This window comes from Streptomyces sp. ISL-12 (genome assembly GCF_018614415.1).
Taxonomy (GTDB): Bacteria; Actinomycetota; Actinomycetes; order Streptomycetales; family Streptomycetaceae; genus Streptomyces.
Genome location: NZ_JAGGOO010000048.1, coordinates 69,991 through 94,251 on the forward strand (window position 1 = coordinate 69,991; position 24,261 = coordinate 94,251).

A 24,261-nucleotide genomic window follows, 5' to 3' on the forward strand; every position below is an offset into this window, starting at 1 on the left:
TCCGGTCGTCAGTGCTCTGCGGTAGTCGCCGGGCGAACCGCGTCAGCCCGTGGTGTCCGTCAGGAAACGCACCGGTTCCGTCAGTGAGGCCCGGGCTCCTTCGAGGTCCGCCATGCGCGCCGCCAACGTGGCCTCCGACAGGCGCGGCGGAAGGGCTTCGGCGAACTTCAGGCCCTTCACGGCGTGCACATCCGCCTCGGGCAAGGTGAGACCGCTACCGGCATCCGCCACGGCGGTCCGCCAGGTCCGCGGTGTCACGTCGTCGCGCAGCCGTACGAACCGGTCGTCGACGTGCCGATGCCGCAGGACAACGGAGGGGAGAGACGCGGCCAGCGTAGCGTTGGCCCGGTGACCGCTCCAGGTCCACCACCGGACGTCGCTGTCACCCCGCCGTGTGATGACATTTCCGGCCGGGTGCACCACGTCCCGGTGGGTGTCCCGCGCCTCGGCCAGTTTCGCCTGGGCCCGTCGAGTGAGGACGACGGGTGGGTCGACGCCGAGCAGGATCTCTCTAACGGCGCGGGTCAGCGTGCGCGACCGCACCCGGTCCGGGCCGAAACCGCTCCACTTGGCCCGTCCGCCCTCGTCCGCTGGTTCCACGAAGCAGCGCCTGCGCCGCCAGTCGATGTAGGTGACCAGCCAGCTACGTCCTGCCAGCAGCAGCTTGCGCGGGCCTTCGACTTCCTCGGTGAGCAGGTCCGGGTCGGTACGGCCGATCTCCGTACGCCCGTTGAACACCGTGAACTCCGGTGGCGCTGTGAAGGATGCGGTCAGGTTCATGAAGTGCCGGTGTCCGAACCGTCGTTCGGCCTCCGGCCCGATGAACAGGGTGCCTCCGTCACGATCCAGATAGCCCTGTTCCGCGAGGTGCTGGATCACAGGAACCGCGGCCTTGCCGAACGGCTCGAGCCCGCCCCACCACTCGGGCCACAGGTTCTCGCCCACCCGGTGTTCCTGCAGGCACAGCGCGAGGATCTGCTGGGCGACGAGGTGGCGGGGGTCGGCGGGCGCGGTCACCGGTTCCACCCAGCCGCGCGACCAGGCCAGCAACAAGGCCGCGGCTGCCAGGAATCCCGCGTCGTGCACGGCGAGGAAGAGGCAGTTGCGCCGTGTCCCTGGACGGCGCCCGGTGCGGCCCAGACGCTGGAGGAACGAGGCGACGGTGGCGGGCGCGTCGAGCTGGATGACGCGGTCCAGATCTCCCACGTCGATGCCCAGCTCCAGGGTGCTGGTCGACACGATCACGCAGTCCCGGGCCTCGGCAAACGCCTGCTCGGCACGCCGCCGTTCATCGGCAGAGAGAGAGGCGTGGGAGAGGAACGTGGTGACGCCCCGGAGCCTCAGCTGCTCACCCAGTTCCTCGACGGTGCGGCGGCTCTCGCAGAACACCAGACGTTTCTCGCCCCGGTGCAGAGCCGCGATCACCGTCGCGGCATTGGGGACCGAGCCGACGTAGTCCAGCTCGATGTCGCCCGGGGGCGGACCCGCGGAGGCGTTTCCAGCTTCGGTCGCCAGCAGGGGCACGCCAGGGGAGACGACCGTGCCCGACCGTTTCCCGGCGCCCGATCCCTGGAGCCAGCCCAGCAGCTCCTGCGGATTGCCGACGGTGGCGGACAGCCCGACGCGCTGCAACGGCCGCCCGGCGATCCGCTGGAGCCGCTCCAGTACGGCGAGCAGGTGCCAGCCCCGGTCGTCGCCCGCGAAGGTGTGCACCTCGTCGACGACGACGCTGTGCAGCCCGGAGAAGAAGGTCCGGTGGTCGACATGGGTGCTGACCAGCATCGCCTCCAGCGACTCCGGCGTGGTGAGCAGCACGTCCGGCCGCTGGGCCAGCACCCGGCGGCGTCTGCTGCTCGCGATGTCGCCGTGCCACAGCTCGGCGGTCCTGCCCACCCAGCTCGCGTAGGTCTCCAGCCTCGGGTGCAGGTTGTTGAGCAGTGCCTTGAGCGGAGTCACGTACACGATGCCGGTGCCCTTCCAGCCCTGCCGCTGGGCCCGGGAGAGCAACGGGAAGACGGCGGCCTCGGTCTTGCCACCGGCGGTGGGAGCCAGGAGCACGGCGTCGTGGCCCGCCAGCAGGGGACCGATCGCCTCCTCCTGGAGGGGCCTCAGGGACCGCCAGCCGAGCGTGTTGACGATGTGGTGCGTGAGGATCGGGTCCAGCAGGTCCAGTGCCTCCGAGGCGCTCACGGCAGCTCCAGATGCACGTCTCCAGCACGCACGGCCGCCGCGTTGCGTTCCACCTCGTCCAGCTCAGCGGTGTCCAGGGTCAGGGTGTAGTGACGTCTGGGATCGAAGTCGTCGAAGGTGTCGATGCGGTCCAGGACGTCGGCGACCAGCTTGCGCAGGTACAGGCGGGGAGCGATCCCGGTCCTCCCGCCCAGGGAGCCGGTGACCGCGCGTGCCAGTTCGTCGAGATAGGCGTCGTCGGCGCGTGCGGCGACCCGCTCGGGATTGCGTGCCGTGGTGCCGTACACCCCCCGTACCTTGCGGCCCAGTTCGCCGAGGGACGCCAGGTCGAAGCCGGGCAGGCGGAGCTGGACGGCGCGTGGGGAGTCGAAGCGGGGATCGGTGGTGAAGTCGGTGGCCAGCCGCTGGGCGAGGGGCGCGAGCCGCTGTACGCCCTGCTGCCCGTCGTAGAACGCCGGAGTGCCGGTGATCACCAGGAACAGGCCCGGGAAGCGCCCCGCGTCGATCTCGTCGAGGAGCTGGCGCAGTGCGTTCAGGGACTTCTCCCGCACGTCACCGCGCACCCGTTGCAGCGTCTCCACCTCGTCCAGGACGAGCAGCAGGCCGGGGTGTCCGCAGTCCCGCAGCACGGTGAGCAGTCCCTGGAGGAAGCCGAGTGCGGCGAAGTGGTCGAGGTCGCCGCGTACTCCCGCGGCCCGCTTGGCGGAGGCGGCCACGGACTTCTGGCCGCCGAGCCACGCGATCAGCGCCTCGGCGCGCGCTCCGTCACCGTCGGCCACCGCCGCCCGGTAGCCGCGCAGCGCGGCCGAGAAGGCGGGCGTGGTCCGGGCCACCTCGGCGAGACGGAGTTCCAGCAGTTCGTCCACGCCGCGGGCGAGAGCGGCCTCGTCGTCCTCGTCCACCTGGTCGGTGGCGAGCACCTCTTCCTCCAGCGCGTAGAACCAGGAGTCGATCACGGCACGCAGTGCGGAGGCGGGGTGCGTGGACGTGGCCAGCCGCTCCGTGAGCCGCCGGTAGACGGTCTCCAGGCGGTGCAGCGGTGTTTCCGTCTCCGAGATCTGGACCTCGCTGACGGCCAGGCCGCGCCGCTTGGCCCGTTCCGCGAGCCAGCGGGCGAAGAACGTCTTCCCGGAGCCGTACTCGCCGCGCAGGGCATGGAAGGCGGAGCCGCCTCGCGCGGAGGTCGCCAGATCGTCGTCCAGGGCGTCCGCGAACCGGTCCAGGCCGACGGCGAACAGCCCGAGTCCCTGCTGCGGCACGGTGCCGCGGCGCAGCGCGTCGACGACATCGCGGGCGCGGGCGGCACTGAGGGCGGGTGTGCCGGAAGCGTCGGGAGGCGGAGTGCTCACGGTGCGGCGCTTTCCGGGAACTGCTGGCGCAGCAGTTCCCTGTCGAGGTGGACGGTGCGGCCGGACTCCACGAGCTGGAGCACCGGGTAGCCGTCGATGTTGAGGAGCCGTTCGAGCATGGTCACGAACCGTTGCGGATTGCGCTCGGACTTGCCGGTGGCGGCCTGGGCGGCGGCGGCGACGGCGGCAGGCGAGAGTTTGCCGCCGGCGGCGAGCAGCGCGTCCAGCGCGGCGGCCACGGCCGTGTTGCCCGGCGCGTTGCGGACGAACTCGCGCTGGGTCTCGAACGCCTTGCTGCGTACCGTCCGGTCACCGGCCGAGCCGTGCCCCGGCTGCGGGAACAGCCCCTCCGACTGCGGCTGCTGCCTGCGGGCACCCTTGCCCCGGGACGCCGGTACGGGCTCCTGCGCGGATGCCGTGTCGGTGCCGTGCCACCAGTCGGGCGCGGTGCTCTCCGCGGGCAGAGCGGTCCACCCGGCCGGGATGTCGCTGCCGGACGGCACGAAGGCGAGGACCGGGACACAGACCTCGGCGAGCGAGGCACCGCCGTGGTACCCGGCCTGGCGTGCCGTGTACCGCAGGTCGTCACGCCAGGCGGCGGTGAGCCGTCCGCCCTCGGCCCGCACCCGCGGTCCGGCCAGCTCCACCTCTCCGGCCTGCGCGGGCCCCCTGCGCCAGCGGGCACCTCGTACCTCCTCGGCGGCGGTGGGACCGGTCGCGCGCGGACTGCGGTCCAGGACATGACCGTGGTCCGACACGAGCAGCACCGGCCGGCCCGCGCCCCGGGCGGCGTCGAGCAGATCGGCCAGCCGCGCGATGTCCCCTATGCGCCAGCGCGCCCGTCCGCCCTCGCGGCCGTCGGCGAGCGCGTCGTCGATGGTGTTGACGATCACACCGACGATCTTCGTGTCGTCGGCGAGGGCGCTGAGCAGCTCGGGGGCGAGCCGGTGCCCGGCCGTCCCCTCGTAGCCGCCCTTGTGGAGGAGCACCGACTCGCGGCGCCGGCGTTTCCAGAACGTGGTGAACCCGGCCCGTTCCACGTCCTGGCCGCCCTCGGCCGGTGCTCCGCTCAGCAGCGAGGCCCGGCTGACCCGGGTGATTGTGGGCAGCATGGCGACGGCGGCGAGACGGCCGGGGCGCCGTCCCGCCGGCGCGGTGGGGACGATCTCGGTCCAGGCCCGGGGGTCCAGCCCGGAGGCGAGTTCCACGGCCACGTCGGCGCTCATGCCGTCCAGCACCACGATCAGCGGACGGCCGCCTTCCCGGGCGAGCGGGGCGGCGGCCTCGGCGAGCACGTCCTCGATCAGCAGCGCGCCGTTCGGTGCCGGCTGGGAGGCGGTCTCCGTCCAGGTCGCCAGGAGAGCCGCGAAATCCTCGTCGAGCCGTCTGCGCCGCTCCTGGACCCGGCTGATCAGCCGGTGGTACGCCTCACCGACCTCGCTGTCGCGGGAGGCGTCGCCCTCCGCGAGGATGCCGAGGGCGAGGTCCGCCCAGCCGGTGGACTCCAGGTGGTGCCGGACGCTCGGGCCGACGGAGCCGGGTACGGGCTGTGGCTGGTCGAGCCAGCGCAGGAGGCGTACGGCGGTACGGGCGCGCTCGGTGGAGTCGGCGTGGATGCCGGCCAACTGGTGACCGGCCAGGTCCCGCAGCGCGGCCTGCGCGGGCCCGGGGGACCCGTCGAGGGCGGCGGCGAGCGTCCGGAGCCGGTTCCGGTAGCCGGAGGGCAGCAGTCCGTCTCCGGCGAGCAGCCCGGTCAGTTGCGCGGTCCCGGCGAGCTGGTCGGCACGTTCCAGCACGGCCAGGACGCGGGCCCGGGCGTCGGCTCCGGCGCCGCCGCCCGCCTCCGCCTGCGCGATCCAGCGGGTGAGAACACCGGTGGCGGCCGCCGCGTACGGCGTGAGCGCGTCGAAAGTGGAAAGCGCCTGTCCGAAGAGGGTGCCCAGGGCGAACCCCGCGTCGGCGGCGGACGGGCAGGCCAGGGCGGCCGAGGCGAGGGCGCCCAGCGGAAGCGCGTCACCGCCGCGCCCGTCGGCGGCGAGCGCGAGCAGGGTGGCGGCGGCCGGTCCGGTCACCTCCGCCAGCCACTCGGCCAGCCCGGCCCGCTCCGGTTCCGGCAGCTCCGCGAACCGTCGTGGACCCGCCGGCGTACGGCTCCAGTCGAAGAGGGTCTCGGCGTCCAGGTCCAGGGAGTCGTCGCTGGTCTCACCGAGACCGACCCGGGCGGCGAGCAGGGCGCGCAGCGCCCGGTCCCTGGTGAGTACGGAGCCCACCCGGGGCCACCCGCCGGTGGGTTCGGCCTCAAGGAGCGCGTCCAGCAGCCAGTTCTCCCGGACCATCCGGGTGTCGAGATCACCGGCGCCGAACAACTGCTTGACGATCCCGGCCCGTTCGACGGCCAGCGGCCGCCGCCGCACCGCGTGCCCCCGCAGGTCCCAGCCGAGCTGGTCGGCCGGGACGTGACCGGTGACGACGAGGACGCTGTCCGCGCCCGCGGCGGTGTCGGCGGTGTGCTGCCGCCAGGCGTCGGCGATCCCCAGCGGCGAGTCCTGGTCGGTGACGTGGACGCGGTAGGTGGTGCCGTCGGCCCGCACCGCGAACTCCCGCTCCTCCTCCCCGCCACCCCACACGGCGTCGACCAGGACCAGCCGTCGCCCCTCCGCCCGCGGCAGCTCGGCCTCCAGCAGCACCTCGATGGCACGCCGCCCAGCGGTGGGCCGGGCGGCCATCAGCGGGCCTCACCGGCGACGCGACCGTCCTCGCCGGCCTCGACCGGCTCCCAGCGGATCTCCACGGTGGCACCCGGGTGGGCGGCCAGGTACGCCCGGACGTCGTCCCGCACGCCCGCCAGCTCACCGGCCAGCCGCTCCTCCAACGGCGTGGCACCCTCGGCGCTGAGGCGACGCCCGGAACGCGGGGCGGGCACCGGCCTGTCCTGCTCGACGGCCGCACCGGGCCGCACCGGCGTCTGCGGCGAGGGCACCGCCGGCTCGGACGTCCCGCCCTGCGGGTGATGCGTCGCCACCTCGGGCTCGCTGACCGGCACGTCCTGCGGCCCCGGGGCTGGTGCCGGTGCCGGCCGCGGCGCGAACACGTTCTCCACCTGGAGCGCCGCGTTGATGATCGCGTTGGCCTTCTCCCCGGCGTCCCCGAGCACCGGCACCAGCGACCGCTCGAACTCGGAGGCCCGCGCGGCCAGCGCGATCTCGTCGAAGAGCCGCCGTGCCCGGTCGCCCACGCCGTCCTCGCGCGCGGTGAGCCCGCGTACGTTGCCGAGGACGGCCCACGCGGTGTCGTCCAGGGCGCGCAGCACCTCGGCCGCACTCCCCATGGCGGTGTTCAGGTCACGTTCCGAAGCCGTGTACGAGGCCGAGGCCAACTCCCTTACCAGCGCGGTCGCGTCACTGCCGTGCCGGGTCAGCCGGGCGAGCAGGGCGGCGGCCTCGCGCAGGACGACAGTCCGGGTGGCCGGCTCCCCGGCACCTCCCGGGGCCTCCAGCCCGAGCAGCGCCGCGTGCCGCTCCAGCGAGGCGCGCACTCCGGCTACGTCCTTCTCCCAGCTCTCCGCACGCGCCCGGACGTCCTCGGCGAGCCGGTTGACGTTCCGGGCGTACAGGTTCGGCTTGGCGGAGACACCGAGCAGCCGGGCCGCCCGGTCCCGGGCCGCCGCGTACTCCTCGTCGCTGGGCAGCGGCTGGGACCGCAGCGACCAGCCGTGGCCGATCTCGTGCAGCGCGGGCGCCTCCCGCTCGGGGCCGCCCTGGTACACCCACGCCCGGTCGTCCAGCAGCGCGTAGGCGGCGATGAGGAGGTTGCAGGTCAGCTTGTCCAGCCCGCCGTAGCCGAGGTCCTTGGTGATCCACGTGCGGATGTCGTCGACGGAGAGATCGCCGCGCTGCTTGTGCGCTGCGGCCGCCTGGTTGATGCGGACGCGCCAGTCCTTGCGCATGACCAGCGGACCGTCGTGGACAGTGCCCAGCTCCAGGGGCTCCACGATCCGCTTGACGATCTTCAGATGGTGACTGTCGACGTTCTGGGCTCGGCCGCCCTCGTCCATCGCCTTGGTGATCCACTCCAGTACCGTGCGCAGCTCGGCCGGTGTGACGGCCTTGCGCTGACCGTTGCGGTCCGACCCGAAGTCGGGGTGCTTCGGGTACAGCGCGGAGAACATGCCGTCGGCCAGATGCTGCACGTTGGCCTCGAAGCCCTTGCCGCCCTCCTCGCGGGGCTGGGCGAACTCCGGCTGAAGGGACAGCACATGCCGGCCGTCCGGCACCTCGGGACCGGGGTTGGAGTCCGTCGGCCTGGCCAGCCCGTACACCTCGGCGAGCGCGCCGGTGAGCTGGTCGGTGAGCGTGTCGCGGGCCACCTCCAGCTGCCGCCGGACCTTGGCGCGGTCGTCCGGCGGAAACGTGCCGGTGTAGTCGGTGAGCCGGTCCCGCTCCAGCAGGAAGTTGATCCGCATCAGCCGGCCGAGCTGTGCCCGGCGCTGGTCGGAGAAGAAGTCGGTGAGCCACACCAGGGTCGGGGCGGTGACCCCGTCCTGCTTCAGCGCCTCGACGCGGTGGAAGTCGTCGCTGGGGTAGTGGTCGCCGTCGTCGAAGGGATAGTCGACGACGAACCGCACGTTGCCCGTGGTCGCGGGCTGGAACTGCTCGTCCGGCAGGTCACCGCGGTCCCGTACGTTGCCGAAGACGAACTCGGCGACCCGCCGGGTGCCCCGCCAGACGAGTTCCTTCTCGGGGACGAGCTGCCCGTCGCGGACACCGATCGCCTCCCACAGACGGTCGCGCAGCCACACCCGGCGCACGCCCGCCTTGTCCTCGTCGGCGACGGCGTCGAGCAGTGGCTCGATGTCCAGGTCGGACAGGTGCAGCGAGAAGACGGGGTCGGCCTCGCCGTCGGAGCGCACCTCGGACGGGAAAGCGGCCTGGAGGTCCCGCATCCGCCGGACCACCACGTCACCGGCGGGCACGGTCCGCGAGCGCACCGAGCCGTGGTTCAGCGCGGCGAGCCGGGCCCCCGTCAGCCGCCGCAGCGCGGGCACGTCCGGCGCGAGCGCGCCCAGCAGCAGCGTCTTCACGAACCGGTCGTCGGCCCGGAAGTCGGTGTGCGTCTCCGAGCCGTACTTCTCCAGCAGATGTGCGCGGGCTTTGCCGTAGAACTTCACGGCGGCCTCGGACTCGCTCTTCAGTTTGTCGGTGAACGCCGCGCCCGTGCCGTCGACGAGCACGTCCCACAGGTCGCCCAGCGGAATGAGCTGCCCGACGGCCGCGCCCGCGTTCTTCTCCAGGAGCTGCTGGACGAGCTTGAGACCGGTCCGCTCGCGCTGGAGGGCGCCGGAGAGCGCCACCAGGACGTTGAGCAGGGCCGGGGACAGCGGGTAGACCGCCCGGAAGTCGTCCCAGTCGGCCTGGGTGGCGCCGCCTCCGTCCAGCAGGATGTCCTTCACCTGCTGGTTGGACCGGTCGATCCCGGCGAAGGCGCTCTCCAGGACCGGCTCCTTGCCGGGCAGCGGCTTCAGCACCCGTTCCTTGATGATCTCCGGGAGGTTGCGGTCCTCCAGGTCGACCGTGTCGAACCGCTCGTTGAGGTATTCGAGGGCCTGCTCCATCGCCTTCACGTCGGACCCCAGCACATCGGAGCCGACGAGCTGGGACAGGTCACGCTGACGGGAGATGAACGACACGATCGGCGCGGGCCGGTCCGTCTCCCCGGACGTGATCAGCTTGACCAGCTTCTGGATCTCGCTGTTGACGAACGAACGGTCCCGCATGTTGGCCTGCAACCACAGCACCAGCTCGTCCAGGAACAGGACCAGCGCGTCGTAGCCGAGCGACTTGGCGTGCCGGCTGATCGCGTCGAGGCCGTCCTCCAGCGGCAGGTACTTCGCGGCGTCACCGCGCACGCTCTCCGCGTACGACCGCATGGGCCCGCTGAGCAGCGCGGCCACCAGCCGCTCCCGGCGCGCGTCACCGGCCGGCGCGTCGAACGCGGCGTCCAGCTCGCCGGGCCCCCAGCCCCCGCCGGCCCCGATGACCTTCAGCTCTTCCTCGTCGTCGTCCACGGCCGCCGGCTCCTGGGCGCCGCCCTCGCCCAGCCATCGCACGAACGCGTCCTCACCGAGGCTGAGCAGGGTGCGCCGCGCGTCGACCAGCAGCGCGTCGGAGCGGAACACCGTCGGCGTCGGGGCGTTCGGATGCAGCTCCCGCACCGTCCGCACGTAGCCGCCGAGCAGGGCCTCGTCCAGGTTGGCCCGGCCGACCAGGTGGTACGGCACCATCAGGAACTTCCGCCCGCGCAGCCACTCGTCGTGCCGGGCGATGACCTCACGCAGCCGCGGCTTGGTCCGGGTGGCCGGGTCACCCTGGAGGACGGCGTGCAGCACCGTGAGGAAGTGGCTCTTACCGGCGCCGAACGAGCCGTGCAGATACGCGGCGTACGACCGCTTTTTCGTGACGGCGCCCTTGACCAGCCCGAGCGCCTTGTCGAACTCGCCCTGGAGCTGGGGCGTGACCACGTACTCCGCGACGCCGCCCGCGGCCGTGCCCGCGAACCCCTCGGACAACTCGACCTTGAAGTCGCCGGAGAGGATGTCCTCCTTGATGTCGAGGACATCTCTCAGCACGACCGTGTCGCCGCCTCTGGCCATCTTCCGCTCCCGCTCCCCACACATCCGCCCGGCCACCCCCTCCGGGCCGGGACATCGAAGGCGTCCGCGCGAGCACCGGTCCCTGCGCCCCTGACGAACACCTCCTCAATCCTGCCAGCTCCCACTGACACCCGGACTGCGCAGTGACCGAACGGTCACGGTCCGCCGTACGGTACGCACGGCGGGTTCCCCGCGCTCCGGCGCGTGCCGGCGCCGGAGCACCGGCTGCTCGGGAGACACCGGCTACATGGAACCGCCGGGTACGACGGTACGCAGCGCGGTGGACAGTTCCGCCACGAACGTGCGCCATGACGTGACCTCGCTCACCGGGCCGTGACGGTCCAGCAGGTCGAGCAGTCGGTGCCGGTTCTTCGGGAAGCGCTGGTTCAGCTCCGCCAGACGCCGTCCCTTGCAGCCGCTGGCCGTCGCGATCGTGTCCTTGAGGCGTTGCTTCGGATCGGCGACGCGCTCCGCGGACGCCGCCGTCGGCAGGTCGAGAGGCAGGCGTCCGCGCGGGTTTCCGGCGACCTCGCGGATGGCCTGCTCGTCGAGGAGCAGCCAGGCCTCAAGCATCCTGACGGGCACGACCGGCACGTGCGCCAGCCCCGGCCAGACGTCACCGACGGCGTCCGCGATCTCCGTCCTGCGGACCTCCGGCGCACCGCGGTCGGCGTCGCGCTGGATCACCGCCAGGTCATAGGCACCGCCCAGGTCCCGCGTGGTACGCAGTTTGTCCGTGACGGAGTGCCCCGCCGGGAGGCGAAGCCAGCGCAGGTCCGGTGCGCTCACTGTCACCGGCACCCCGAGGTCGGCCGCGATTCCCTCCACATGGCTCACCAGTCCCTGGTCACTGGTGCCCTCGCTCAGGAACAGGACGCGCACGGTCATGCGACACGTCCGTCCATGTCGAAGGCGAGCTGGGATTCCGGCGGTGCCTCCAGGTAGGGAAGGATGTCGAGCTTGGTGACGTAGTCACCGGTTCCGTCGGCGGCTCGCCACGTGCCCGCCAGCGGGCGCAGCCGCAGTCGCCTGGTCACCTGCCCGTTCCGCGACCGGTAGGCCGAGGTGTCGGCGAACAGCAGATCCTGGGAGTCCACGAGCTGGACTACTCCAGGGGAGTGAGTGTTGATGAGTACCTGGCGGAACGGGTTGTCGTCGCCCGGGGCTTCCTGGGGATCGACCGCCAGGTCACGCACGAGGTTCACCATCGCCGAGAGGTTGGCCGGGTGGATGCCGTTCTCCGGTTCCTCCATGCACACCAGGCCACGGATCTCGGGATCCTCCAGGAGGACGCACAGGGCGAGGAACCGCAGCGTGCCCTCGGAGAGGCTACGGGCGGGGAGCACCATGCCGCTGATCTCGTGCAGCCGGATGGTGAGCAGCTCCCGTACGTCGTCCTCCTGCACGTCGAGCGTGCGCACCTGGAGACCGGAGAGGTCGGACAGGCGGCCGGCGACCCGGGAGTAGACCTGGTCGGGATCGTCGGACGCGGTGTGCAGCGCGATACGGAAGAGCGTGCCGGGCAGGTGCAGCCCGTTGGGCCCCATCGCCCTCGGGTCGGTGTATCCGTCGGAGCTGCGCAGCGCGGACGGTTCCAGGGCGAGACGGCGCCAGGACTGCATCTCCCGCCGTACCGCCAGGATGGTGGGGTCGTCACTCGTGTTCACCGTCGACACGACCGTGGCACGGGCCCGGGACGCCGCCGCGGGCCGCGGCTGGCCGCGGCTGCCCCCGTCCTGATGGATGCGGATCACGGACTCCGTGCCCTCGGCCGTGGTCGAGATGTAGGAGACACCCGAGCGCCGGCCGGTGACCACGGCGTCACGGAAGCGTGCCTTGGCGTGCGGGAAACGCAGCCGGGCCCGTGCGTCACCCTGTTTGATGTGCCGCAGGCTCTCGTGCAGCAGGGAGAGCCTGCCGATCTTCTCCGCACCCTGCGGGGGCTGGTAGCCGAGTTCCAGCTCGTACCGCAGGAAGGAGGTCGTCGGTACGGCGGGCCGGCCGAAGTCGTCCTCCACCGGCTCCGGCGGCACGAGCATCTCCGCCGCGAACCGCATCCGATGCGTCCCGCGGTCGTACCCGTTCCAGAAGAGGTCCCGCGCGTCACCGTGCCGCTCGCCATGCGTGCCCCTGACCTCTTGCGCGGCCTCCATGAGGGGCCGGTCGGCGAGCAGGCTCAGGAACTGGATGGCGTCGAAGACGTTGGACTTGCCTGTCCCGTTCTCTCCCGCGATACAGGTGAACGGGCCCAGCTCGACGGTCAGGTCCAGCAGGTTTTTGAATCCGTCGACCTCAAGCCGTGTGAGCATCCGTCCTCCCAGGCGGTCCGGCCGGTGCGCGCTCCGGCACGGTCAGCGTCGTCAGCAGCATATGTCCCGACGTGGCCGGTGACGGGGCTGGTGAGCGGCTGCCGGGCGGCGGCAGGGCACCGGCCCGTACGGCGACGACCGCCCACACCGTCTTCCCGGGCCCGCCGGCCCGCTCGGCCACGCCCCAGGCTCCGGCGAGCGCGGCCACCAGCAGCAGGCCGCGTCCGCTGTCCTCATCGGGGGCGCCGTCCGTCAGCCGGGGCAGGCACTCCCCGCGTGCGTCGCTGACCTCGATCCGTACGAGTCCGGGGTCCGGGAGGGTCAGCAGACGCAGTTCGGCGTCCCGGCCGGGCACCCGGCCGTGCGTGACGGCGTTCGCGGCCAGCTCGGCGACGATCAGTTCGACGGTGTCGTTCACCGCGCTGCCGTACGTCCAGCCCCAGGCGTCCATCCGCTGGGAGGCCAGCCGCCGGGCGAGCCGGGCGCCGCGGGGCGTGGGGGAGAAGCGCAGGGTGAAGGGGGAAGTGCGGAGGGTGTCCATGCGTCGAAGGTCGCGGCCGGACCGCCCTCCTGACCAGGGGGCACGGCCAGACGGCCCGGTTCTGTAGGGGCGGGCGGTGTTTCCGTACAGCGCGTACAGCGTGTCTCGTCACCGACGGGCCGGAAGAGGGTGGCTTGCACGTGGTCGCCCTCGCACTCGCGGAGGGCGGAGAGCCGGGAGGAGGTCGCGGGTGCGGCTTGCGGTCCGGGAATGCCGGGATGCTGGTCCGGCACGGGCGGCACCTCCCGGAGGAGGTAGCGCAGCAGGCCGCCGGGGCGATGGACCGGGGCGCCGTCGCCGGGGAGACCGCGCAGGATGTGCGTGCGGACGGCGGTGGGCGGATGCCCGGCGGCGAGCCAGCGGTCGGTGAGCGCGGCCAGCTCGCCGTGCATGGCGCGGGGGATGTGGCTCAGGGCGGGGGAGAGGGTGGGGAAGGCGGCGACGAGGGCGCGGGCCTCTTCGCTCGCCCGCGCGGGGGGTTCGGGGGGTTGGTGGGAGGTGTTCTCACCGAGGTCTTGATCTGGATGACGGTCGGTCGGCGGGGGTGTCGGCGCACCGACGGCCGGTTTTCGAGGACTCGGTACGACCTGCGGCGATACGGCGACAGGCGCCCGCGCCAGCAGCTTGGCGGCCTCGGCGGCGTTCAACGGCGTACTGGACACGAGCTGTTGGGTGATCCAATGACCGCCGGGCCCCTGCACGCGACGCTCGTGCACGAACCCTTCCTCCTTGAGCTGCCGCTTGGCCCGGGTGAAGGCGGTAGCGCCGATGCGGGCGCGCTCGGCGGTACGGGACAGCGACTCCCGGGTGCCCTCGGGGAGGGAGAGCTGCCAGGTGAGGAGGCGTACGGCGTCGGACGACAGCCGGGGGTGCCGGATGAGGTCGTGGGAGAACTGGGTGAAGGCGCGCGGGGGCGCGATATGGTGCCGGTAAATCACGGTGGAGGCCTTTTCCACTGGTGGTCCAGGTCCTCGCGAACGGCTGCAACCGTCGCGGGGACCGCTTTGTCATGGCGACCGTACCGCACGGACGGTGCCGACTCGTGCGCGTTGAGTGAAGTGAGCGGCTGTCTGCGGGAACGGCCATGCCCTCGCGGACGCGTACCTGCGAGTGGTCCATCGCGCCGAAAGCCCGGGCCTGCTTGCCGCATCGCGTTGCCGGGCTGTGGAACTGGTGCGCGCCGACTCCTGTGGACGGGGCAGGCCGATCTGGACGGGTTGCCGGCCACCGTGCGCGCCACGTTCCTCGACGTCTCGAAGGCGGTGACCGGCGCGGTGCGTGAACTGCCGTCCGGTGCCGGGCCGCCGGTGTACCGCACCGTCCAGGAGGCCCTGAGTGACATGCTGCGGCACGCGCCGCCTGAGCGCCGAGTTCTCGAACTCTCCGGGGTCCCGCGCGTGATGCCTTCGGCACACGCGGCGTACGGCGACCTGACCGACCGGAAGACGGAGGTGCTGGTGCCGATCGCGTGGGGTCTGCCGAATGTGGAGATCGCCGGGTGCCTCGTCGTCGCCGGGTCGATCATCAGGACCCACGTCAGCCGCGTTCTGGTCGGACTGGGTCCGCGGGACCGCACCCGGGTGGCGGTGTTCGCCTGCGAGGCCCGGTGGGTGACGCCGGGGTGACGTACCGTCGGCGGGAAAACGTGAGCACTGTGCCTGCTGATGTCCTTCGGCTGCTCAAGTGAGCGATGAGGTGACAGGGGAGGGGGATGTGCTCAAGGTTTTCGCTGACCCGGCTCGCGCCACGCGTACTTCCCCCGATTGTCGAACCGGGGGAGGGGCTGCCACCCCCAGGGGGCGGAGCAAGCCCCTGGGGTGCAGCACGGCATGGGTGACCAGTTCGGCGGCGAGCATCTCCCCGACGTCGACGAGCGCCTCGTACGTGATGACGGCAGGTAGGGTCGAGATGACGCATACGCCGTACTGATGTGGGCGAATCGGCCTCACTTCCGAAGAAGGACGCGGGGGGATGGGCAGGGCACTGACGCGACTCTGCCCGCCGCCCGTCGGGGCGTCCAACCCCATCGACTGGGCGGCTGTCGAGGCCCGGCTCGGCATGGGCCTTCCCGAGGACTACAAGGAACTCGCCTCCGTCTACGGCCCTGGCCGCTTCGCCGGCTACCTCCAGATCTTCCACCCCCACGCCCGGTCCGACTACGTCGACCTGACCGGGCCGATGCCGGCCAGGATCCGCGCCCAGCTCCACAAGGACTACACCCAGGGATCGCACCCCGTTCCGTACGACCCGCAGCGCCTCTTCCTCATGGGGAACACCGACAACGGGGAGTACCTCTTCTGGATCACCGAACCGCCGGAGGTGCCCGATTCCTGGCGGATCGCGATCAACGAGGCCCGTGGGCCCCGCTGGTTCACCTTCGACGGAACCTTGACCGCGTTCCTCGTCTCCGTACTGAACGGAGAAACGGTCGTACCGCAGTTCCCCGATGATCTCCTGCAAGGAGAAACCGGCTTCACCCGGACGGCCGACGAGGTCCGGGTGCCACTTGCCGCTCCGGCCGCACCTCCCGTCAATTCCGACGTCATCCGCGAGTGGGCCCGCGCCAACGGCTACGAAGTCCCCTTCCGGGGCCGTATCCCCGCGGCAGTCCGTGACGCTTGGGAGCGGGCCACGCAAGGCGGGGAGTGACGCATCCGGGTGCCCTGTGCGCCCCTGGGTGCCCTGGGAAGGGGTGCGGCGGGGACCGTTGCACAGACCGCTGGCCGCGGTGGCCGTATCGGACGAAGCATGTCCACGCGTAAGGGTTGAGCGAGAGCGATCGGGCTGCGTACGGCCTGCTTGCCGCTCTACTCTCCGGTTACGGAGCGCGGTTGAGTGGATGCGAAGGGGCGCGGCGGATGGACACGGGCGCGGACTCGGGCACGGGCGGCATGGAGCTGGATGACTCCCGCGGGGGGTTCCTGAAGTGCTTCGGGTGCCAGGTGAAGCTGTTCCGGGAGGCGGCGGGGCTCACGCAGGCGCAGTTGGGCGCCCTGGTCGGGTACAGCGAGGCGCAGGTCGCGGCGGTGGAGCAGGGGCGCCGGATTCCCAAGCCGGACCTGATCGACGCGATCGACCGGGCGGTGGGGGCGCGGGGCGTGCTGAAGGCCATGAAGAAGGAGGTGGCCAAGGCTCGGTATCCGTCGTTCTTCCAGCGATACGCGGAGCTGGAGGCCCAGGCGGCCGAGCTTCATGCCTACGACAATCATGTGATCAAGGGCCTGTTGCAGACGGAGGACTATGCGCGGGCCGTCTTCACCATGTGGCGCCCGTTGCTCGGCGAGGAGGTCATCGAGCAGCGCGTAGCTGCTCGAATGGAAAGGCAGAAGCTGTTCGCCAGACGCCCCGCTCCACTACTGAGCTTCGTCATCGAGGAGCAGGCGCTACGCCGCCCTGTCGGAGGGCACAACGTGCTGCGCGGCCAGTTGGAACAACTCCTTCTCTTCGGGCACGAGCGCAACGTCGAAATCCAGGTCATGCCGACCGAACGCGTCCAACATGCGGGACTCGGCGGCGCCTTCACGTTGATCCATCTCCCGGACCAGCGCAGGATTGGCTACATGGAGGTACAGGAAGCGAGCATCCTGTACTCCGAGCCCAAGAAGGTCAGTCCGTTGGAAGCAACGTACGGCGTGCTCCGAGCGCAGGCGCTGACTCCCAGCGACTCCCTGGCCTTCATCGAGAAGCTGTTGGGAGAGTTGTGAAGGACACGAATCAGACAGCTGGGCCGGCCTGGGTCAAGAGCAGTTACAGCGCGGGTGACGGCGGCCAGTGTGTGGAGGTCGCCTGGACGAAGAGCAGTTACAGCTCGGGCAGCGGTGGAGATTGCGTCGAGGTCGCGGACGCGGGCGCGGCCGTGCTGATACGCGACTCCAAGCGGCCGGCGGAGGCGTTCCTCTCCGTCGGCTTCGACGTGTGGGACGCGTTCGTACGGATGGCCGCTCGCGGCTGAGGTATGAACTGGAGGGGCGGCTGGTTCTCCGGCCGCCCCTCTCGTCTGTCACTCGCTCTTCTTGCGCCCCCGCGTCTTCTTCTCGGGGCGCCAGTTGATCAGGTCGGTCTCGGAGACCTCCGCGTCGGCACGGCCCGAGTCGAGGGCGGACTGGAACTCCTCCGCGGGGTTGCCCTCCCACTCCTCGTCGTACTCGCCGTACCACTGGTGCACCCAGGGCAGCGCCTCCCGGAGGCCGGCGAGCAGCGGCACGAGCCGGGGGTCCTTCTTCTGCCAGCCGTCGTTCTCCACCCGGTCTCGGATGAGGCCGACGAGGGCGTCGGCCTGGTCGCGGTGGTTCCAGCCGGCCCAGCCGAGGAGCAGGGAGTTGTCGGACTCCGTGGAGGCTCCGGGGTAGGAGATGAACCGCTCCTTGGGCACGTCGAGCTTGCCCCGGTGGGACCAGTAGGAGTGCTTGAGGAAGTCCGCGCTGGTGTACTTCGGCGGGACCTTGATGTCGAGCCGCTGCCCGGTACGGTCCTCCTCGCGCTGCTGCTCCCAGACCTGCTCCCACTGGGCACGCTTGCGCAGGCCGGACTCCTTGTAGCGGAGGGCGGCGAGGTAGGGAACGTGCTCGGGCTCGATGACGGCGGCCAGGACGGCGGCGAGAGAGGCATCACGCTTGCCGAGGTGGTCGGCGGCGTACAGCTCGGCCACGGACTGAACGTCCTTGTCGTGGCGCAGGGCGTCGGCGAGCTGGTTGACGGTGAGCGGGCGGGGCACGGTGTAGTCGTCACGCTCCTCGAACCACAGCTCCTCACGCTCGGCGGCGTCGAGCAGCCAGTTCCGCAGAGCGGCGGCCTCGCGCTTCTCCCAGGGCTCGGTCGACCAGCGGCGCTTGTACTCGGGCCGCTCGATGAGGCGGATGTCCTTGTTGGCCTCGATGAGATCGATACGGGCCTGGACGACCTTGCGGTACGCCTCGGGCCAGTGGGCCGGGATCTCGGTGACGGGAGTGGAGCCGTGTCGCTCGAACCAGGCGGTCTCGACATCCCCGCGAGCGAGGACGATCTCGAACGCCCGCTGCCCGAGCGCCACTTCGGGGACCTCGCTGATCGTCGTTCGGGCGACCTCGTCGGGCGTGAGCAGCCCGTAGGCGCCGTAGACGGTCCAGTCCAGCTCTTCCTGGAGAGCGATCACGCGGGCGCGGATCTGGTCCTGGGCGCGGTGTGCTTCGTCCAGAGCTTCCCGGGTGGGTACGGCCTCGCTCGTGAGAACAGAGGGAGCGTGCTTGGCGGCTGACTGAGCGAGGGTGTCAAGTTCACGACTGAGCGTGAGGGGCAATTGTTCGGGGAGGGGGAACTCCTGGAGCTTGGTGCCGGTGAACTCGTATCGGTCAATCCACGCCTCAGGCGTCCAACGGTTTCCGCCGCCGCTGGAATTATCGGCGCCGCCCTTGGCTTGGCTGACCTGCTTCAGCCAGAAGCAAGCAGCCGAAGAGTTCAGCACCCCCAACAATTCCAGGTGCTTCTCCTCGCTCGCCCCCTTCGGCAGTTTAATCACAGGAGCGGACTGTTTGAATACCTTCCCGCCCCGGTCCAGCACGAAGTGGTTGTGAGTGGCCACGAATGCCATGGCAATACCCAAGGGAATGGTGTAGCGCTCAGGATGCCACCGGCTCCACTCGTACCAGGTGAGGCCGATCTCCTCGTGCGTGCCGTTCGGTTCCCTGCGCTCGCGGAGGTCGGCGCGCAGCGGCCACAGAATGCGCTGGCTGCTGCCGTCACTGAGGTCGGCTTCGTAATCCGTTCCATAGGGGAACAGTGCTTCCGTCTCCGGAGACAGGTCCCAGTCGCGAACAACGGTCCCTTCTACGAGCGGAACCGCATGCTCCTTAGGGACGCCGTACCTGACCCATGTACCCGGGTCGGCGAAGTATGCGCTGTCCGCGCCGGTGTGGGTGGTTCGGCCGATGAGCTTTACACAGTCCCCGACGGAGCCTCTGCCGCTGGACTCCAGTTTGCCCATCAAGTCATGTGCGTTACCGCCCTGAAGGGACCAGGGGAAGTCCTTGAAACGAGCGCGCGCGGAATCAATGGCCGACACCCACTCCGACTCACTCCCCGGCGCCCCCACCTGCCCCACAATCGCCCGCCAGACAACCCCCTCCTCAGCCCGCACCGGCTGACTGGGCTCCCCCCGAACCCCCAGAACAGACCGCACGGCCTCCCCCTGCCGAGCCACCTGATTCCGCCCCGCCAAAATAACGGTCGGCGTCCCATGCCCCGGAATATAGGCCCCGGACGTGTCAATCACATGCGTAAGCTGAACCCTGGGAAAGAACTCCTCGATCAGCTTCTTCCCGAACTCCCGCTTCATAAATGAATTCGCGGTGATCTGCCCGGTGAACCCACCATCTCGATGGTCACCCCCCGCCCGCACCGCCAACTCGAAGATCCGCTGAGCGAACGGCACCGACAAGGCGTACTGCCGATAACACGCGTCGTACGCGGCCTTGTAGTTCTTGTTCTCGTTCGCGTCCTTCACCGTGATGTACGGAGGATTCCCCACCACCACGTGATAGGAGCCCCGCCCGAGCAGGTCCACTTCCCTCGCGTACTGCTCGACGTCCTCCGTCCGGTAGTAGAACGGCTCGTTCTCCGCGAACAGCGTGTCCAGCGACTCCGTCACCGTCTCCGCGCCCCGCCCGTGCAACAACGAGTCCGCGACCGCCACTCGAATAGGCAGCTCAGGCGCGGACCTCAAGTCCCGCACGCCACAAGCCTTCAGCGCCGCCACCAACAACCGGAACCGGGCCACCGCCACAGCGAACGGGTTCTTGTCGGCGCCGTGCACGGACTCCAGCGCACGCCGGACCAGTACCCACTGCTCGGTCCCCGGCTCCGCCTCCCGCCACTTCTCCAGGAGCCGCTCGAAAAGGCCCAGCAGGAAGTGCCCGGATCCGCACGCCGGGTCGATGCACCGCAACCCCCGCACGACCTCCTCGCCACCGTCACCCCCACCGGGACCGTCGTCCCACAGCTCCCCGGTCCACGCCGAAGGCCGGTGTTTCCAGGCCGGTGTCAGCCCGAACTCCTCCACCGCCGGTTCGAGCGTCAGGTCGAGGATGAACTCCTCCACGAACTCCGGCGTCTGAAGCAGCGCGTACGTCTTGCGGGCGTGCTCGGAGAGGTCCTGGTAGAGGTCGCCCAGGAACCGCGTGTCCAGGTCGGCGGTGTCGGTGAAGTCGTGGACGATCTCGCCGTCGGCGCCCCGCTGCCGCCAGAAGGCGAGCAGGTCCGAGGCCGCCTGGTAGGAGGGCGTGACCTCGTACAGGGGGTTGTGCATGCGGTCGAAGAGGCCGGCCGCCGTCGGGTGGGCGGCGGCGAGCGCGTCGAAGGAGGCGAGGAGCCAGTCCCGGTCGTTCTCCTCGGGGTGCGCGCGGAAGTGCGCGTCGTGACGGTCCTGCGCCTCGGCGAGACGGTCGCCCGGCCCGGAGAGCCAGGGGTCGGGGATCAGCCCGTTGTCCTCGGCGAACCGAACGAACACGCAGGCCAGCACCCACGCGGCGGCGACCTGTACGACCCGCTCGTCGCGCCAGGTCTCGTACATCGCAGCCGTACGTCCCGCCGTGACGGCCTTGTCGTACTCCGCGCGCAGCGCCACCCGGAACTCCGGGTCGCTCTCGGTCCGCTCCCGGAGGTCGTCCTCCAGGATGCGCGCACGCTCCTGGAGATCCTTCAGCAGCCGCGTCCGATCCAGCGAGGACCCCGTCCCCTGCGTCCCCTCCGATGTCACCGTCACAGCCGTACCTCTCATCCCGCTCGCGGGCCCCGCGATCACCACGGAAGCGCCGAATCCCCTGCGAACCCCCCAGGGCCCACCGCCCCATCCTGCCAGCCCGCGCTTCCGTGCCCGGCTGCCTCAGAGCCCCCGTTCGTGCTCACGGACGTAGGTGAACCCGCGCGGCAACTCGTGCGGCCCGGCCAGACCGGCCCTCTTGTGATCCTCCCGATAGGAAGCCTTGGCCTCCGGGCTCGCCTCCTTGCCGAGGTGGCCGATGCGCATCAGATGTCCCGCGACCCGGTGGGCGTTCATGCCGTACCCGTCGTCCGATGTCGTTTCCCGGATCTCCTCACGTCCGGCATCACGGAGAACCGGGGCGTAGCAGAGCAGCGGGACCTCGGTCTCACCAGGGCGCGCGGGGTAGTGCAGCATGGCCGCCTGGTTCACGCTTCCCCGCTCCCACGTCAGGATGCGACGGGTCAGGAGCCGCTCGATCGCGGCGACGATCTTCTTCCTCGGCGGCCTTTCCGTCTCCGCACGGTCGGCGGTGTTCCTGAGCAGCGCCTCCTGCGGGAGCAGGGCCCGGCCCTTCTCGTCGAGGTATCCCAGTTCACGCAGCGCGATCAGCACCAGCTCCTCCACCCGGTCCACACGGGCGTCGAAGGCGGCCAGCTCGCGGGTCATGATTCTCGGGTCGTAGGCGTACCGGACCACGGAACCACCGAAGACGACGGGCTTGTCCAGTGGGGTGAAAGCGAAACGGAGCTTTCGCCAGGTGTCCCAGCGGACGGACACGCGCGTCCCGGGAAGAACGAAGGACTGCCAGGTCAGACCAGTCAGTGCAGGGTCGGCACCGGTCGTCCGGAGTCTGACACCCTTCTGCTCGTCAAGGGTCCTGATGCGGTGGCGACCGCGCAGGAAGGTCACGTCCAGTGGTTCGTGAGGGGCCGCGCGGTCGGCCATCGCGGCCGGGACGGGGCAGGTGCCGTGCAGCAGGTGTTCCGCACGCACATGGAACTTCCATTCCACCGTGAGCCCGGTGTTGATCACCGAGTGGGGCATTCCGCTGTCGAGATCCTCGACGACGACCCGGGTGAGATCTCGCGAGCGAGAGTCCGGTGGCCGAGATACCGGTTCCCCATGCGTCCTCGAAGCCGCCATACGTCCGTAGCAGCCGTTGCAGTACAGGTCATCACCGCGCACGGCGACGAGCCGAGCCTGCTTCGTCAGCGCACATTGCGCGCAGTCGAAAGAGACGACGTTCTCCAGCCGTACCTGCTGTAGTGCGCCACGGGGCGCGTACGTTCTCGTGATCTTCTCGCCGAGCAGCCGCGAGCCGATGTTCATGACAGATCAACCCCCCGCCCCCTTCGTCCCCTCCCGGCCTCTCCCCGACAGCGGCGAACCTCGGGGGCAGACCGGCTGCGCCGACCTCGCAGGGAGAAGAGGGCCAGCGTAGAAACGCCTGCTCGACCGATCAAGAGCAGGCGTGGTCGTCTCAGTTCTGCAAGTGTGTCGGCACGATCTGCCGGATCAGGCGCCACATACCCGTCGACGGATTCTGTTTGTGTTCCTCGCCCGCTTCCGCCAGCCTCCGTGCCCGCTCCACCGCGTCTGGCCAGGTGTTCCGATACGGAGTGAACGAGAACCTTTCCGCCGCTTTGCTGTAGCCGGAATGGTGGGGTACCAGGTGCCGTACGGCCTGGCGATACCCGTCGACCGGGGCGCGGTGATCGGTGAAGTGGAGCAGGAGCCACAGCTCGAAGCACGGATTGGAGAGAGCGATCTCGATGTTCTCGACGCGGGCCAACCGCAGTGCCTCGTCGAGATGGGCGAAGTCGTCCACGTCCAGTACGCACCAGGTGTGCGCGTAATGATCCCCGGTCCGCGCACGCTCGCCCGCCGCGTGCCGGACCACGGACACCGGGTCCCGCGGGCAGACCTTGATCTGTACCTCGACGGCACGGTTGTCGACCGCTTTCAGCAACCCCCGTACGTAGATCGGCTCTGTGTTCCTTGCGCCGCACACGACCAGAATCGAGGGCAGGGCGTCCCGGTACGCCGGCTTGCGGCGGAGCGTGGACTCACGCCTCGGTGTTCTTCGCCCGTCCCGCTTCGGTTCCCTCGCCACCCGTTTCCCCCCGCCCGGCAAGCGCCAACGTGAACGTGTCGTCGATCATGGGCACCGCGCCGTAACCGCCGTTCAGATACCGGCGCTCGCGGTTCTCGTCCTGGCGTGGCCGGAAGTCGGACAGCGGATAGAGCGAGCTCTCCCCGAACTCGTTCTTCGCCACGAACCAGATCTGGTCCCGCTTCAGGATGTCCTCCCCGGCCCTGCGGCCCAGCAGACTGACATCGTGACTGGTGAAGAGCAGTTGCGCGCCGTGAGGATTGCGAAGCGGATCCTGGAACAGCGCGACAAGGAAGGCGCTCAACCGTGGGTGCAGGCTGCTGCCGAGTTCGTCCACCACCAGAGTGCCGCCCTGCCGGGCCACGTCCTCCAGCGTGAACGCGTACTCCACCAGCGCCTGAGTGCCCGCCGACTCGGCGTGCAGCGGTACCTCGAACGGCCCGTTCCTGCCGGTGTGCCGGAGCAGCAGTTCGTGTCGTGTCCGTCGTTGCGTCCGCGGCAGGTCGAAGAGCACGTCCTTGCCGCTGTCCCGAGCCGTGGTTCGCGACGCCGTAAGAGCTTCTTCCTCGACGCTCTCGACTCGCAGGTCCTCGATCCCGAGGTCCGCGACAAGCAGAAGATCGCGGAGATGGGCCGGCTCTCCAAAGGCATCCAGCCTCTGCGCCAACCTCCTCAGTGTCATGAGACGGTGGCGGGAAAGCCCGGGTACTACACTGCCGCCGCCGAACACCAGTTTCCTGCGGAACCACTGATACACCGGATTGACCGCTTCTATGGCCAGCCGCGACCGGGCCGCCATGGAGAGCAGCAACGCGTTGGAAGCAGTCACATCGGCGACCGTACGCAGTTCTTTCTCACGGTCCTGGGTGCTGCCCACCCGAAGGGGCTTGTCCCCCTCCCGCTCGAACACCACGCGCTTCCGGCCCTCCGGGTAGGCGTAGAGCCACTCCGAGACCACGCACTCGTCGTCCACCTCGAAGCCGTAGACGTACCGCACCCCACGCACCAGAAGGTCCGCGACATACCAGGACGAATCGGTGTCGGCGATGTCGGCGAGGAAGGGATGCCGGTTCAGCCCCTCACCGTCCTCTGCCAGGAGGTGCGAGTGGTTGACCATCTCCGCCATGTACCGCAGTGCGTGCACGACGTTCGACTTGCCGGCGGCGTTCGAACCGAAGACACCCGCGACAGGCACTGCCTCCCATTTGGTGCCGGCCGGCCGGTCGCCCTCGTAGACGGGCTGAAGCTGCCATTCCAGCTCCTCGCGGATTGATCGGTGATTGGCCACCCTGAAGTTCAGCAACATGGGAACACCCCCTCTCTGAAGAGTCTCACCTCAATCTCTGCAAGTGAATCGTCGATGAGGGGGCTTGGC

At 70.2% G+C, this 24,261-nt stretch carries 16 protein-coding genes; 4 read left to right on the forward strand and 12 right to left on the reverse strand.

Annotated features, from left to right (window positions below):
- Positions 1 to 42 precede the first annotated feature (42 nt).
- The 8 genes from J7I94_RS14385 to J7I94_RS39335 form a co-directional block, all read right to left on the reverse strand.
- Positions 43 to 2,190 carry a DEAD/DEAH box helicase gene (locus J7I94_RS14385; RefSeq protein ID WP_215167457.1) on the reverse strand — a complete coding sequence of 716 codons (2,148 nt, stop codon included), beginning with the start codon at positions 2,188 to 2,190 and terminating at the stop codon, positions 43 to 45.
- A complete protein-coding gene (brxD, locus tag J7I94_RS14390; protein WP_215167458.1) occupies positions 2,187 to 3,539 on the reverse strand; it encodes a BREX system ATP-binding protein BrxD in 1,353 nt (450 codons plus the stop codon). Before brxD ends, J7I94_RS14385 begins: the two co-directional genes overlap by 4 nt.
- A complete protein-coding gene (gene pglZ, locus J7I94_RS14395; protein ID WP_215167459.1) occupies positions 3,536 to 6,265 on the reverse strand; it encodes a BREX-2 system phosphatase PglZ in 2,730 nt (909 codons plus the stop codon). The genes brxD and pglZ overlap by 4 nt, the downstream gene beginning before the upstream one ends.
- Positions 6,265 to 10,188, reverse strand: a complete 3,924-nt coding sequence (locus J7I94_RS14400) for a hypothetical protein (RefSeq protein ID WP_215167460.1) — start codon at positions 10,186 to 10,188, stop codon at positions 6,265 to 6,267. Before J7I94_RS14400 ends, pglZ begins: the two co-directional genes overlap by 1 nt.
- A 243-nt stretch (positions 10,189 to 10,431) precedes the next feature.
- Positions 10,432 to 11,076: a DUF4276 family protein gene (locus tag J7I94_RS14405; protein ID WP_215167461.1), complete on the reverse strand. Its 645-nt coding sequence runs from the start codon at positions 11,074 to 11,076 to the stop codon at positions 10,432 to 10,434.
- Positions 11,073 to 12,497, reverse strand: coding sequence for an AAA family ATPase (locus J7I94_RS14410; protein WP_215167462.1), 1,425 nt, complete (start codon positions 12,495 to 12,497; stop codon positions 11,073 to 11,075). Before J7I94_RS14410 ends, J7I94_RS14405 begins: the two co-directional genes overlap by 4 nt.
- Positions 12,481 to 12,948 (reverse strand): ATP-binding protein, encoded by a 468-nt coding sequence (locus J7I94_RS14415; RefSeq protein ID WP_308114569.1) that lies wholly within the window; start codon positions 12,946 to 12,948, stop codon positions 12,481 to 12,483. Before J7I94_RS14415 ends, J7I94_RS14410 begins: the two co-directional genes overlap by 17 nt.
- Entirely contained in the window at positions 12,912 to 13,994 is a 1,083-nt protein-coding gene (locus tag J7I94_RS39335) for a hypothetical protein (protein WP_308114570.1), read from the reverse strand. Before J7I94_RS39335 ends, J7I94_RS14415 begins: the two co-directional genes overlap by 37 nt.
- 273 nt (positions 13,995 to 14,267) lie before the next feature.
- Here J7I94_RS39335 and J7I94_RS39525 point away from each other — a divergent pair, with 273 nt between their 5' ends.
- From J7I94_RS39525 to J7I94_RS14440, 4 genes are all read left to right on the forward strand, one after another.
- Entirely contained in the window at positions 14,268 to 14,663 is a 396-nt protein-coding gene (locus J7I94_RS39525) for a LuxR C-terminal-related transcriptional regulator (RefSeq protein ID WP_215167464.1), read from the forward strand.
- A gap of 346 nt (positions 14,664 to 15,009) precedes the next feature.
- Positions 15,010 to 15,687: a histone-like nucleoid-structuring protein Lsr2 gene (locus J7I94_RS39000; RefSeq protein WP_285442576.1), complete on the forward strand. Its 678-nt coding sequence runs from the start codon at positions 15,010 to 15,012 to the stop codon at positions 15,685 to 15,687.
- A 209-nt stretch (positions 15,688 to 15,896) separates the two neighbouring features.
- Positions 15,897 to 16,742: a helix-turn-helix transcriptional regulator gene (locus J7I94_RS14435; protein WP_215167465.1), complete on the forward strand. Its 846-nt coding sequence runs from the start codon at positions 15,897 to 15,899 to the stop codon at positions 16,740 to 16,742.
- Positions 16,739 to 16,990 carry a DUF397 domain-containing protein gene (locus J7I94_RS14440; RefSeq protein WP_215167466.1) on the forward strand — a complete coding sequence of 84 codons (252 nt, stop codon included), beginning with the start codon at positions 16,739 to 16,741 and terminating at the stop codon, positions 16,988 to 16,990. Before J7I94_RS14435 ends, J7I94_RS14440 begins: the two co-directional genes overlap by 4 nt.
- 48 nt (positions 16,991 to 17,038) lie before the next feature.
- Here the strand turns inward: J7I94_RS14440 and pglX are convergent, their stop codons facing one another.
- The 4 genes from pglX to J7I94_RS14460 form a co-directional block, all read right to left on the reverse strand.
- Entirely contained in the window at positions 17,039 to 20,773 is a 3,735-nt protein-coding gene (gene pglX / locus J7I94_RS14445) for a BREX-2 system adenine-specific DNA-methyltransferase PglX (RefSeq protein WP_308114571.1), read from the reverse strand.
- Between the two features lie 120 nt (positions 20,774 to 20,893).
- Positions 20,894 to 21,817, reverse strand: coding sequence for a hypothetical protein (locus J7I94_RS14450; protein ID WP_215167468.1), 924 nt, complete (start codon positions 21,815 to 21,817; stop codon positions 20,894 to 20,896).
- A 436-nt stretch (positions 21,818 to 22,253) separates the two neighbouring features.
- Positions 22,254 to 22,886 (reverse strand): RloB family protein, encoded by a 633-nt coding sequence (locus J7I94_RS14455; RefSeq protein WP_308114572.1) that lies wholly within the window; start codon positions 22,884 to 22,886, stop codon positions 22,254 to 22,256.
- Positions 22,840 to 24,192 carry an ATP/GTP-binding protein gene (locus J7I94_RS14460; RefSeq protein WP_215167469.1) on the reverse strand — a complete coding sequence of 451 codons (1,353 nt, stop codon included), beginning with the start codon at positions 24,190 to 24,192 and terminating at the stop codon, positions 22,840 to 22,842. Before J7I94_RS14460 ends, J7I94_RS14455 begins: the two co-directional genes overlap by 47 nt.
- Between the last annotated feature and the right edge of the window lie 69 nt (positions 24,193 to 24,261).